2 protein-coding genes (1 of these 2 only partly in view) are annotated in these 14,835 nt (G+C 63.5%); both read left to right on the top strand.

The window, feature by feature from the left end:
* Positions 1 to 1,681, top strand: partial view of a non-ribosomal peptide synthase/polyketide synthase gene (locus CGA22_RS15010; RefSeq protein WP_411157120.1) — the final stretch only. It extends 27,416 nt beyond the left edge of the window; 1,681 of the gene's 29,097 nt are visible here — the last part of the coding sequence; the start codon falls outside the window, past its left edge; it ends in the stop codon at positions 1,679 to 1,681.
* The gene (locus CGA22_RS15005; protein ID WP_052435185.1) at positions 1,678 to 14,835 is read left to right on the top strand and encodes a non-ribosomal peptide synthetase; all 13,158 of its coding nucleotides are present in this window, start codon (positions 1,678 to 1,680) and stop codon (positions 14,833 to 14,835) included. Before CGA22_RS15010 ends, CGA22_RS15005 begins: the two co-directional genes overlap by 4 nt.

Here is a 14,835-nt window from a genome sequence, read left to right as displayed (position 1 = left end):
TTATCGCGAGCTGAATGCCCGGGCCAATCGGTTGGCGCATTACCTGCGTAAACAGGGCGTACAGCCGGATTCCCGGGTGGCGATCTGTGTCGAGCGTAGCGCGGACATGGTGGTCGGCCTGCTGGCGGTGCTCAAGGCCGGCGGTGGCTATGTACCGCTGGATCCGGCTTACCCGGCGGATCGCCTGGCCTACATGCTGGAAAACAGCGCGCCGATTGCCGCACTCACGCAAGCCCGGACCAGGGGCCTGCTGTCCCACGGGGCGGTGCCACTGATCGACCTGGATGCCGGTGTCTGGCAGGACGAACCGGACCACGACCCGCAGGCAGCGGATCTGACGCCGGGCCACCTGGCCTACGTGATCTACACCTCCGGCTCCACCGGGCTGCCCAAGGGGGTGATGGTCGAACATCGCGGCTTGAACAACCTGCTGGACTGGTACCTCGACGACCTGGCCTTCCATGCCGGCGACGCGGTGCTGCTGGCCTCGTCCTATAACTTCGACCTGACCCAGAAGAACATCCTCGCCCCACTGATGGTCGGCGCCTCTTTGCACCTGGCCGAAGAACCGTTCAACCCGAGCGCCATCGTCGCCCAGGTCGCCGAGGCCGGGATCACCCACCTCAACATGTCCCCCAGCGCCTTCCACGCCCTAGTGGACGCCGATCGCCACGCGTCACTGGCCTGCCTGGAACGGGTGGTACTGGGTGGCGAACCGATTCAGGTCGCCATGCTAGAAAAACTGTCGCTGCCACGGCCGGCGATCATCAACAGCTACGGGCCGACCGAGTGCAGCGACGTGGTTGCCTGGCACACCGTCGACACTGACCTGGACACCTACCGGAACCAGTCGATCCCCATCGGTCGGCCGATCCGCAACATGCAACTGCATGTGCTGGACAGCCACGGCCAGTTGCTGCCGGTGGGTGTGCCCGGCGAGATCCACATCGGCGGTGTCGGTGTGGCACGGGGTTACCTCAACCTGCCGCAACTCAGCGCCGAACGCTTCATTGACGACCCGTTCAGCGAGCGGGCCGGAGCCCGCCTGTACAAGACCGGCGACATCGGTCGCTGGTTGCCCGACGGCACCCTGCAGTACCTGGGGCGCAACGACGATCAGGTGAAGATCCGTGGTTTCCGTATTGAACTGGGGGAGATCGAAGCCAGGCTCGCCCAGCACGAGGTGGTGAAGGAGGCCGTGGTCCTGGTCCGTGAAGAGGTGCCGGGCGATAAACGCCTGGTGGCCTGGTTCACGGCCTGTTCCCCGGACGAAACGACGGATATCGAGGCGCTGCGTGCGTACCTGCTGGCACACCTGCCGGCCCATATGGTGCCGATGGCCTACGTGCGCCTCGACGCATTGCCGTTGAGCCCTAACGGCAAGCTCGACCGCAAGGCGTTGCCGGCACCGGATCTGACGTCGGTCATCACCCGTGGTTACGAAGCCCCGATCGGCGAAACCGAAATCAATCTGGCCCGCCTGTGGGCCGAGGTCCTCAACGTGGAACGCGTTGGCCGTCACGATCACTTCTTTGAGCTGGGCGGGCACTCTTTGCTGGCCGTCAGCCTGATGGAGCGGATGCGCCAGGAGGGCATGGAAGCGGATGTACGGACGCTGTTCGAGCAACCCACGCTCTCGGAATACGCGGCCACGACAGAAAAAATGGAGATTGTCCTGTGAGTGTGATCGAACTGTTGGCGACATTAAAAGAAAAAGACGTACAGCTTTCGGTCAACGGCGACCAGCTCGTTGTACGGGGCCGGAAACAGTCATTGAAGGAGCCTGCGGTACTGGCCTTGTTGCGAGAGCACAAAGCCAAACTGATCGAGTTGATCAACAGCGGCGAGTATGACGACGGCAAGACCGCTGAGGTCGACGTTCCAGCCAATGGCATTGCTGTCGATTGCGCTCGGATCACGCCAGAAATGCTGCCGCTGGTCACACTGGATCAACCGACCCTCGACCGCGTCGTCGCCACGGTGCCGGGCGGGGCGGCCAATGTGCAGGATATCTATCCGCTGGCACCCTTGCAGGAAGGGATTCTCTATCACCACTTGACCGCGACCCAGGGCGATCCCTATGTCCTGCAGGCGCATTTCAGCATCAGCAATCGCGAGCGTCTGTCGGACTTTGTCGATGCCCTGCAACACGTGATCGATCGCCATGACATCCTGCGCACGGCCATCGTCCGCGAGAATCTGGAGGCACCGCTCCAGGTGGTCTGGCGCCAGGCTCGACTGGGCGTCAAGGACATCAGCGCCGAGCTGGCCGAGGGCGACGTCCTTACGCAACTGCAAGCCCGTTTCGACCCTCGTCACTATCGCCTGGATCTCAGCCAGGCACCGCTGCTGTTGCTGGTGTGTGCCGAGGACCCCGCCAACCAGCGCTGGGTCGCCATGCTGTTGTTTCATCACATGGCTCTGGACCATGCCGCATTGGCGGTCGTGCAGAACGAAATGCAAGCCTGGTTGATGGGACAGGCCGGGCAATTGCAGCCGGCTATCCCTTACCGTAACTATGTGGCGCGAACCCGCCAGGCGGGTCAGCGCCAGGCCGATGAGGCGTTTTTCAGCAAGATGCTGGGTGATCTGGATGAGCCGACCTTGCCGTTCGGGCAGCAGGATGTGCTGGGCGACGGCAGCGCCATCGAAGAGCACCACCAACCGCTGAGCCAGGAGCTCAGTCGCCGGGTGCGGATGCAGTCGCGTCAGCTCGGGGTCAGCGCGGCAAGCATCTTCCACCTGGCCTGGGCCCAGGTGCTGGGCTGCGTCTCGGGGCGTGAAGATGTGGTGTTCGGTACCGTGATGCTGGGGCGCATGCAGGCCGGTGAAAGCCTGAGCCGGGCGCTGGGCATGTTCATCAATACCTTGCCGTTGCGGGTGGGCGTGGGCGCGCAGAGTGTGTGCGACGGGGTGAAAAGCACCCATGGCTGGCTGAGCGCCTTGCTCAGTCATGAATATGCCTCCCTGGCCCTGGCACAACGCTGCAGTGGCGTGGCGGCACCGGCGCCGCTGTTCAGCGCACTGTTGAACTATCGCCACAGCGCTGGGGCGGCCCAGGTTCCCGGGCCGGAAGTGCTCCAGGCCTGGGAGGGCATTGAAGCCCTGAGCGCGCAGGAGCGGACCAACTATCCCTTGATCCTCTCGGTGGACGATTTCTCCGATGACTTTGCCCTGGAGGTGCAGGCGAGCGCGCAGATTGGCGCGCAGCGCATCTGCGATTACATGCAGGCAGCGCTTGAGTACCTGATCACGGCGCTGGAAAGCGCCCCGCAATCGCGGCTCAACAACCTGTCGGTGCTGCCGCAGGGTGAGCGTGAGCGAGTGTTGCAGTCATTCAACGACACCGATCGTGCTTATCCGCAGGCGCAAACGGTTCATGCCTTGTTCCAGGCGCAGGCGCAGGCCCGCCCGGATGCGCTGGCGGCGGTACAGGCAGGACAGACCCTGACCTATCGGGAACTGAACGCCAAAGCCGACGGCTTGGCCCGGCATCTGATTGCCCTTGGCGTGCGGCCCCAGGATACGGTGGCCATCGTGCTGCCGCGCTCGCTGGACCTGTTGATCAGTCAACTGGCGATCCTCAAGTGCGCGGCGGTCTACCTGCCGCTGGACGTCAATGCACCTGCGGAGCGCCAGCAGTTCATGCTGCAGGACAGTCGGGCCGTGCTGGTGTTGACCCACGGCACCGAGAGCCTGGCCGATGGCGTGCGGCGGGTGGATCTCGATAGTCTCGACCTGGAGGGGCTGCCGGCATGGGACGGTTCGCCGCCGCAGTCGAGCGAAGCACCGGCCTATATCATGTACACCTCCGGCTCCACTGGCACACCGAAAGGCGTGCTGGTGCCGCACCGGGCCATTTCCCGGCTGGTCATCAACAACGGTTATGCCGACTTCAACGAGCAGGATCGCGTGGCGTTCGCTTCGAACCCGGCTTTCGACGCCAGCACCCTGGAAGTCTGGGCACCGTTGCTCAATGGCGGTTGTGTGATTGTGGTGGAGCAGGACGTATTGCTGTCCCAGGAACGGCTGCCAACGTTCCTGCTTGAACAGTCGGTCAATGTGTTGTGGATGACGGCGGGGCTGTTTCACCAGTACGCCGCCAGCCTGATGACAGTGTTCAGGCAACTGCGCTACCTGATCGTCGGCGGCGATGTGCTGGATCCGACCGTGATCGGCCGCGTCCTGGAACACGGCGCACCGGAGCATCTGCTCAACGGCTACGGACCAACGGAAGCCACCACCTTCTCGACCACCTACGAGATCAAGTCGGTCGACGCGGGCAGCATTCCGATTGGTCGTCCGATCGGCAACACACGAGTCTACCTGCTGGACGCCCAGCATCGGCCCGTGCCCCACGGTGTACCCGGCGAGTTGTATATCGCCGGCCTGGGCGTTGCGAACGGCTATTTGAACCGGCCGGAGCTGACCGCCGAGAAGTTCATCCAGGATCCGTTCAACCCACAGGCCTTGATGTACCGCACCGGTGACCTGGGGCGCTATTTGCCGGACGGCAACATCGAATACCTGGGCCGGAACGACGGTCAGGTGAAAATCCGCGGGTTCCGCATCGAGCCGGGCGAGATCGAAGCCCGGCTGGCACAACACGAGAGCGTAAAAGACACGGCGGTACTGGTTCGTGAAGACGTGCCGGGGGAAAAGCGCCTGGTCGCCTACTTCACATTGCAACCGCCTTGCGACAACGTGGATATCGAAGCGCTGCGCACCCACCTGCAAACCCGCTTGCCGGATTACATGGTGCCGGCTGCCTATGTGCGGCTCGATGCCTTGCCACTGACTGCCAACGGCAAGCTCGATCGCAAGGCCTTGCCGATGCCGGACCAGGCGTCGATCCTGACGCGCGGTTATGAGGCGCCCGTGGGCGAAACCGAAACCCTCCTGGCGAAGTTGTGGACGCAGATCCTCAATGTCGAGCGGGTGGGGCGTCACGATCACTTTTTCGAACTGGGCGGCCACTCCCTGCTGGCGGTCAACCTGATCGAGCAGATGCGCCAGGTCGGCTTGAGCGCCGATGTACGGGTGTTGTTCGGCCAACCGACCCTCGCGGCACTGGCCGCGGCGGTGGGCAGCGGCAATGAAGTCCAGGTGCCGGCCAACGGTATCGTTCCCGGTTGTGAACGGATCACCCCGGACATGTTGCCCCTGGCCACATTGACCCAGGACGCTATCGACTGCATCGTCGCAACGGTGCCGGGCGGTGCCGCGAATGTCCAGGACATCTACCCGCTGGCGCCCCTGCAGGACGGCATTCTTTATCACCACCTCTCGGCGCAACAGGGCGACCCCTATGTGCTGCAGGCGATGTTTGCCTTCCAGGACAAACCGCGCCTGAATGCCTTCGCGCAAGCGCTGCAAGGCGTGATCGATCGCCACGACATTCTGCGGACTTCGGTGCTGTGGGAGGGGTTGGAACAGCCGATGCAGGTGGTCTGGCGCAAGGCCGTCCTGAGCGTCGAACCGTTCGATGCACAAGCATCGGATGGCGACGTCGTGGCCCAGCTGCATTCGCGCTTCGATTCCCGTCATCATCGCCTCGATATCCGCCAGGCTCCGCTGATGTGTCTTCGATTTGCCCGTGACCCGCTCAACGAGCGTTGGGTGGCGATGCTGTTGTTCCACCACATCGCCCTGGACCATACCGCGTTGGACGTGGTGCAACAGGAAATGCAGATGCACCTGCTGGGGCAGCAGGAACAATTGCCGGCAGCGATGCCGTACCGCAATTACGTGGCCCAGGCGCGCCTGGGTATCAGCGAGGAACAGCACGAGGCCTTTTTCCGGGACATGCTCGGTGATGTCGATGAGCCGACGCTGCCCCTTGGTTTGCAGCAGGTGCAGGGTGACGGTCGCGGTATCGAGGAAGCGCGGCTCGCAGTGAATGCCGATTTGAGTCGCCGTCTGCGGGCCCAGGCACGCCGGATGGGCGTGAGCGCCGCCAGCCTTCACCATCTGGCCTGGGCACAGGTGCTGGGGCGCTTGTCCGGGCGCGAGGATGTGGTGTTCGGCACCGTACTGATGGGGCGGATGCAGGGTGGCGAAGGCGCCGACCGGGCCCTGGGGATGTTCATCAACACCTTGCCGCTGCGAGTGATGCTGGATGAGCAGGGCGCGGAGGCCGGGGTCAAGGCGGTCCACGAGCGGCTGACTGCATTGCTTGGTCATGAGCATGCTTCGCTGGCCCTGGCGCAACGTTGCAGCCGCGTCGCGGCTCCGGCCCCGCTGTTCAGTGCCTTGCTGAACTATCGGCACAGTGCCGCCGGGGTCATCTCGGCGCAGGCCACGGCCGCCTGGCAGGGCATGGAAGCCCTGGACAGCGAAGAACGCACGAACTATCCGCTGGCGCTGTCGGTGGACGACCTGGGCGACGGCTTTTCCCTGAGTACCCTGGTGTCGCAAGGCGTTGGCGCAAGCCGCATCTGCGCGTACATGTACACCGCGCTCGAGCGGTTGGTGCAGGCGCTGGAGCAAGCGCTGCAAACCCCGCTCAACCGTCTGGAAATCCTGCCGCAGGTCGAACGCGACCAGTTGCTGGTGGACTTCAACGCCACCCGGCGCATCTATCCTCAGGACGAGACCGTGTTGGCGCTGTTCGAGGCCCGGGCGGCCCACTTGCCGCAGGCAATTGCGGTGAAACATGGACAGCGGCAAGTGACTTATGGGGAGCTGAACGCGCAAGCGAACCGCCTGGCCCATCACCTGATCGGTCTTGGCGTGCGACCGAACGACTGTGTGGCGATCCTGTTGCCGCGTTCGATCGATCTGCTGACCAGCCAGTTGGCCATTCTCAAGTGCGCGGCGACCTACGTCCCGCTGGACCGGAATGCTTCGCTGGAGCGGCAGGGATTCATGCTCGCGGATTGCCGGGCGTTCTTTGTATTGACGTCCAGCAGCGAGTCGATACCCCCGAACGTGCGCCGCGTTGATCTGGACACGCTGGAACCGCACGGGGCCACCCACAATCCAGGGCTTGAACAGTCCAGCGAGTCGATTGCCTACATCATGTATACCTCTGGCTCCACGGGTCAGCCCAAGGGCGTACTGGTTCCACACCGGGCAATCAATCGGTTGGTGATCAATAACGGCTATGCCGACTTCAATGAGCATGACCGGATCGCCTTTGCCTCCAACCCGGCGTTCGACGCCAGTACCATGGACGTGTGGGGCGCGCTGCTCAACGGCGGGCAGGTGGTGGTGATCGATCATGAGACGCTGCTTGAGCCGGCACGTTTCGCCCACGTGCTGAGTGAGTCGGGGGCCACGGTGTTGTTCGTGACCACGGCGATCTTCAATCAGTACGTGCAACTGATTCCTGAGGCCATGGCTGGTCTGCGTATTCTGCTGTGCGGTGGCGAACGGGCCGATGTGGCGTCGTTCCGGCGCCTGCTGAGCCTGGCGCCGGCGTTGCGCCTGGTGCATTGCTATGGCCCGACTGAAACCACCACCTACGCCACTACGCTGGAAGTGAAGGCGGTGGCCGAAGACGCGCAGAGCGTGCCGATTGGCGGACCGATCTCCAATACCCAGGTGTACGTGCTGGATGCGCGCCAGCAACTGGTTCCGTTGGGTGTCGTCGGCGAAATCTACATCGGCGGCAAAGGCGTGGCGAAGGGGTATCTGAACCGTCCCGACCTCACTGCGGAGAAATTCATTGCCGATCCGTTCAGCGACGAGCCTGGGGCGTTGCTGTACCGCACGGGCGACCTTGGCCGCTGGTTGCCGGAAGGCAGCCTGGAGTGCCTGGGGCGTAACGACGATCAAGTGAAGATCCGGGGTTTCCGGATCGAACTGGGTGAAATCGAAGCCAGACTGGTCACCTGTGCAGGGGTGCAGGATGCCGTGGTGATGGTGCGGGCCGATGAATCGGGCGAGAAACGCCTGGTGGCCTATGTCATTGCGCAGCCGGAAGTCACGTTGACTGTGGCCGGGCTGCGGGAGCAGTTGTCCGCAACCCTGGCCGAGTACATGGTGCCCGGCGCGTTCGTGTTCCTGCCGCTTTTCCCTCTGACACTCAACGGCAAGGTGGACCGCAAGGCGCTGCCCGCGCCGCATGCCGAGGCCTACGCGAGCGAAGCCTACGAGGCGCCGCAGGGGGAAATCGAACAGACCCTGGCCGGCTTGTGGGTGGACCTGTTGAAGGTGGAACGGGTCGGCCGTCACGATCATTTCTTCGAACTGGGCGGTCATTCGCTGTTGGCGATGAGGTTGATCGAGCGGATGCGTCAGGCCGGTCTGTCGGTAGACGTGCGCGACCTGTTCAGCCAGCCAACGCTACGGGCATTGGCCGCTGCGGTGGGTGGGCATCGCGATGTGGTGGTACCGGCCAATGCCATTGTCGAAGGTTGCGAGCGGATCACGCCGGACATGTTGCCACTGGCCATTCTGAGCCAGGAGGCCATCGACCGGATCGTGGCGAGCGTGCCGGGTGGTGCGGGCAACGTCCAGGACATCTACCCCCTGGCGCCGTTGCAGGAAGGCATCCTGTATCACCATCTGACCGCAAACAGAGGTGACCCCTACGTGTTGCAGACGCTGTTCGGTTTTGATGACCGCAGTCGTCTGGATAGCTTCGCCCAGGCGTTGCAGCAGGTGATCGATCGCCATGACATCCTCAGGACATCGATGGCTTGGGAAGGGCTCGACGAACCGGTGCAGGTCGTGTGGCGTCGGGCGCAACTCAGCTTCGAGGCATTCGAACCGGAAGCTGACGGCGCAGAAGTTGTTGCACAAATGTATGAGCGTTTCGATGCCCGTCATTACCGGCTGGATATGCGCCAGGCGCCGTTGTTGCGCCTGGTGTTCGCAGAAGATGTCGCCAATCAGCGCTGGGTGGCGATGCTGTTGTTCCATCACTCGGTGCTGGACCATACCGCGCTGGAGGTGTTGGAGCGGGAAATGCAGGCCCACTTGCTCGGCAGGGCCGACCAGCTGGGCGCTGCGGTGCCTTACCGCAACTACGTGACCCAGGCGCGCCTCGGCGTCAGCCAGGAGGAGCACGAAGGGTTCTTCCGCGACATGCTTGGCGATATCGATGAGCCGACGCTGCCGTTCGGCCTGCGGGATGTGCAAGGTGACGGTAACGGCGTGGAGGAGGTAAAGCTGGCGCTGGGGGCGGGACTGTGTCGTCGTCTTCGTGGCCAGGCGCGGCAGTTGGGTGTCAGTGCGGCGAGCCTGATGCATTTGGCCTGGGCACAGGTGCTGGGCCGTGTCAGCGGACGCGACGAAGTGGTCTTCGGCACGGTGCTGCTGGGTCGGATGCAAGGCGGAGAGGGTGCCGATCATGCGTTGGGCATGTTCATCAATACCCTGCCGTTGCGGGTGAGCCTGGGTGGGTGCGGTGTGCGGGAGGGTGTGAAAACCACGCATCAACGGCTCACCGCACTGCTCGGTCATGAGCACGCTCCGCTGGCCCTGGCCCAGCGTTGCAGTGGCGTGGTAGCGCCGACGCCGCTGTTCAGTGCCATGCTCAATTATCGCCATTGCTCGGTCGAAGTCACCGCGCAGATGGTGTCGGCGTGGCAGGGGATCGAGTCCATCGGTGGTGAGGAACGTACCAACTACCCGTTGACGCTGGCCGTGGATGATGAGGGCGAAGGGTTCAGCCTGGTGGTGCAGGTGGCGCGCGGAATCGGTGCGCAACGCATCGGCGAGTACATGCAAACCACCCTCGAAAGCCTTGTAACCGCACTGGAGCAAGGATCCGACACGCCGCCGTACGAGCTGGAGAGCCTGCCGGCGGTCGAGCGCCAACACCTGCTGGAAACGTTCAACGCTACGGCCGTCGACTATCCGCAAGGGTTGACCTTGCACGGTCTGTTCGAAGCGCAGGCACTGGCGTCACCAGACGGCATTGCAGTGGTGGCTGACGCAGAGCAGCTGAGTTACGCGCAGTTGAACCACCGGGCCAACCAAATCGCCCATCGCTTGCTTGCCCTGGGTATTCACGCGGATGACCGCGTGGCGATCTGCATGGACCGCAGCACGGACATGGTCGCGGCGCTGCTGGGCATTCTGAAAGCGGGCGCTGCCTACGTGCCGCTCGACCCGGATTATCCGGCTGACCGTTTGGCCTACATGCTGGAAAACAGCGCCCCGGCCGTGGTGCTGATCCAACGCGCCTTGCAGGCGAGCCTGCCCGCGACCAACGCCAGGGTGATGGTGCTCGAAGAGCAAGACTTCGCCACGCAACCGACCGGCAATCCGCAGGTGCAAGGCCTGCGGGCCGATCACTTGGCTTATGTGATTTACACCTCTGGCTCCACCGGCCTGCCCAAAGGCGTGATGAACGAGCATGGTGCGGTGGTCAACCGCCTGTTGTGGATGCAGGAGGCCTACACGCTGAGCGCCGCGGATGCGGTGCTGCAGAAGACCCCGTTCAGCTTCGACGTCTCTGTGTGGGAGTTCTTCTGGCCGCTGTTCACCGGTGCCCGGCTGGTGATGGCGCGTCCGGGCGGGCATCGCGACCCGGCGTACCTGCGCGAAGTGATCCAGACCCAGGGCATCACCACGCTGCACTTCGTCCCGTCGATGCTGGACGTGTTCCTGGCCCATGGCGAAGCTGGCGAATGCGAGGGGTTGCGCCAGGTGATGTGCAGTGGCGAAGCCTTGCCGGGCCATCTGGTGCGTCGCTTCAAGGCGCAATTGCCAGGGGCTGCGTTGCACAACCTGTACGGCCCGACCGAAGCGGCGGTGGACGTCACCGCCTGGGACTGCACGGGCGCCGAGACACCGGACAGCACGCCGATCGGCAAGCCGATCGCCAACACTCGGATCTACCTGCTCGACGCCCACCAGCAACCTGTGCCTATGGGCGTGGCCGGGGAGATCTACATCGGTGGCGTCCAGGTGGCGCGAGGGTATCTGCACCGTGCGGAGCTGACGGCCGAGCGTTTCCTCGCCGACCCGTTCAGCGACCGTCCGAACGCGCGGATGTACCGCACCGGCGACCTGGGTCGTTACCTGGCGGACGGCAATATCGACTACCTGGGCCGTAACGACGATCAGGTGAAGATCCGCGGTTTCCGTATCGAACTGGGCGAGATCGAGGCCAAGCTTGCCCAGCACGGGGCGATCAAGGAAGCCGTGGTGCTGGCTCGCGAAGACGTGCCGGGGGCCAAGCGGCTGGTGGCGTACTTCACCGTGCACGGTGACGAGCACCGCGTCGAGATCGAAAGCCTGCGGACTCAGTTGCAAGGGCAACTGCCGGAATACATGGTACCGGCAGCCTATGTGCAACTTGAAGCGTTGCCGCTGACGCCGAATGGCAAATTGAATCGCAAGGCGCTACCGGCGCCGGACCTGGCGTCGGTCATTACCCGTGAGTACGAAGCGCCGCAAGGTGAAGTCGAAGTCGCCATTGCCGGAATCTGGCAGGATTTGCTGGACCTGGAGCGGATCGGTCGCCATGACAACTTCTTCGAGTTGGGCGGTCATTCGCTGCTGGCGGTGAAAATGATCGAACGCATGCGCCAGGCCGGTTTGAGCGCCGATGTGCGCGTGCTGTTCGGCCAGCCGACATTGGCTGCATTGGCCGCTGCGGTTGGTACGTGCACGGATGTTGTGGTGCCGGTCAACCGGATCCCGCACGGCTGCTCGCGGATCACCCCCGCCATGTTGCCCCTGGCCGACCTGGACCAGGAGGCCATCGACCGAATCGTCGCCACCGTGCCCGGCGGCGTTGCCAACGTGCAGGACATCTATGCCCTGGCGCCGTTGCAGGAAGGCATTCTGTATCACCATCTCGCTGCCGCCCAGGGCGATCCCTACCTGCAATATGTGATGTTCGGTTTCGACAATTTCACCCGCCTGGAGGATTTTGCCCAAGCGTTGCAAGCGGTCGTCGCCCGTCACGACATCCTGCGCACCGGTGTGGTCTGGGAAGGCCTGGCCGAGCCGGTGCAGGTGGTCTGGCGTAACGCGGAGCTGGGTGTGGAAGCGGTACCGCTGGACCCGGCGGCAGGCGATATCGCCATGCAACTGCATCAGCGTTTCGACCCGCGGCACTACCGCCTGGACGTGCGCCAGGCGCCGATGATGCGAATTGCCTATGCGCAAGATCCGATGAATCAACGCTGGGTGGGCATCCTGCTGTTCCATCACCTGGTGGACGATGCCACCTCCCTGGCGGCGCTGGCGGCGGAAATCGAGGCGTACATGCTCGGGCAAGCACAGCGTTTGCCAATATCGGTGCCGTATCGCAATTACGTGGCCCAGGCCCGCTTGGGCGTAAGCCGTGAGGCTCATGAAGCGTTCTTCCGCGACATGCTGGGTGACCTCGACGAACCGACGCTGCCGTTCGGCTTGCAGGATGTGCAAGGCGACGGCAGTGGCATCGAAGAGGTTCGCCAGGACGTCGATGCCGATCTGAGTCGACGGGTGCGAGCCCAGGCCCGTCAGTTGGGCGTGAGCGCGGCCAGCCTGTATCACTTGGTCTGGGCGCAGGTGCTGGGCAAGGTGTCGGGCAAGGACGACGTGGTGTTCGGTACTGTGCTGGTCGGCCGGATGCAGGGCGGCGAGGGTGCCGACCGGGCGCTGGGGATGTTCATCAATACCTTGCCGCTGCGGGTGAGCCTGGGGCAAACCGCTGTCGGTGCGGGCGTGAAGGCGACCCATGCACGCTTGACCGCGTTGCTCGGCCATGAGCACGCCTCGTTGGCCCTGGCGCAACGTTGCAGCGGCGTGGAAGCACCGACGCCGTTGTTCAGTGCCTTGCTCAACTACCGTCATACCGGGGCGACGACGTCGACCGAAGCGTTGTCGGCCTGGGAGGGTATCCAGATACTCAGTGGCGAGGAGCGCACCAACTATCCGCTGACCTTGAACGTCGATGACCAAGGCGAGGCATTCAGCTTCACGGTCATGACGCCTGCACAGATGGGCGCACAACGCATCTGCGGTTATGTGCAGCAGGCGTTGCTAGGCCTGATCCGGATGCTCGAGCAGACACCGGGGGCACCCCTTCACGATCTGCCGATTCTGCCCGCAGCGGAGCGTGAGCAACTGCTGGTGGCGTTCAACGCCACCAAGGCCGAGTATCCGCTGGAGCAGACCGTCCATGGGTTGTTCGAGGAGCAGGTGCAGCGCACGCCGGATGCGCTGGCGGTGCGGCATGGTGAGCAACGCCTGAGCTACCGCGAATTGAACGAGCAAGCCAACCGCCTGGCGCATTACCTGCGCGGGCAGGGCGTGCGGCCGGATTCGCGGGTGGCGATCTGTGTCGAGCGTGGCCTCGACATGGTCGTGGGCTTGCTGGCGATCCTCAAGGCGGGGGGCGGTTATGTGCCGCTGGATCCGGCCTATCCGGCGGATCGGATTGCCTACATGCTGGAGGACAGCGCGCCGGCCGTGGTGCTGGCTCAGTCGGCGACCCTTGGGTTGTTGGCTGATGCCACGATGCCGGTCATCGATTTGGGCAGCGGGCGCTGGCAGGACGAGTCGGTCTCGAATCCAGAGGTTGCAGGGCTGACCTCATCGCACTTGGCCTACGTGATCTACACCTCCGGTTCCACCGGCTTGCCGAAAGGCGTGATGATCGAGCACCGCAACACGGTGAACTTCCTGACTTGGGCCCATCGGTCGTTCGATGCGCAAACCCTGTCGAAAACCCTGTTCTCGACCTCGCTGAACTTCGATCTCGCGGTTTACGAGTGCTTTGCACCGTTGACTAGCGGCGGCAGCATCGAGGTCGTCACTAATGTGCTGGAACTGCAACACGGCGAGCACGACATCACCCTGATCAACACCGTGCCGTCGGCGCTCAAGGCGCTGTTGGAGTCGGGTGGGCTGGGCGAGGGCGTGGACACGGTGAACGTGGCCGGTGAAGCGCTCAAGCGCAGTCTGATGGAGGCACTGTTCGAACAGACCTCAGTCAAGCGCCTGTGCAACCTCTATGGTCCTTCGGAAACCACGACGTACTCCAGTTGGGTCTCGATGGCTCGCGAAGATGGGTTTGCCGCGCATATTGGCAAACCGGTCGCCAACACCCAGTTCTACTTGCTGGATGAACATAAACAACCGGTGCCGCTGGGTGTACCGGGAGAGATTTACATCGGCGGCGCTGGTGTCGCCCGTGGCTATCTCAATCGCGATGACCTGACGGCTGAACGTTTCCTCAAGGATCCGTTCAGCCGTGAACCGAATGCCCGGATGTACAAAACCGGCGACCTCGGCCGCTATCTCCCGGACGGCAATATCGAATACCTGGGCCGCAACGACGACCAGGTGAAGATCCGTGGTTTCCGCATCGAACTGGGTGAGATCGAAGCCAAGCTCGCTCAACACGACGCCGTGAAGGAAGCGGTGGTACTGGCCCGTGAAGACGTGCCGGGCGACAAACGCCTGGTGGCTTATTTCACTCAATCGGAAGCGGTGGATATCGAGGCTCTGCGCAGCTATCTGCAAGCGCAACTGCCGGCCTATATGGTCCCCGTGGCCTACGTGCACCTCGATGAACTGCCCCTGACCCCCAACGGCAAGCTCGACCGCAAGGCCTTGCCGGCACCCGATAGCAGCGCGTTTTCCCTGCGTCTTTATGAAGCCCCCCTGGGTGACACCGAGATGAAGCTTGCGGCGCTGTGGGCCGAGTTGCTGAAGGTCGAGCGCGTTGGTCGCCATGACCATTTCTTTGAACTGGGCGGACACTCGTTGTTGGCCGTGGCGCTGATCGAACGCATGCGCAAGGAAGGCATGGAGGCCGATGTCCGTGTGTTGTTCGGTCAACCGACGCTGGCATTGGTGGCCGCGGCGGTGGGGCAGGTACAACGCATCGAAGTGCCCGAGACGAAGATTCCGGCGCTCACGCGCCAGCGACGCATCTGA

Source organism: Pseudomonas sp. PSB18 (assembly GCF_014596565.1).
Lineage (GTDB): Bacteria > Pseudomonadota > Gammaproteobacteria > Pseudomonadales > Pseudomonadaceae > Aquipseudomonas.
Note: the sequence above shows the minus strand (reverse complement) of the source record. Positions and strands in the feature narration are given on the sequence as shown.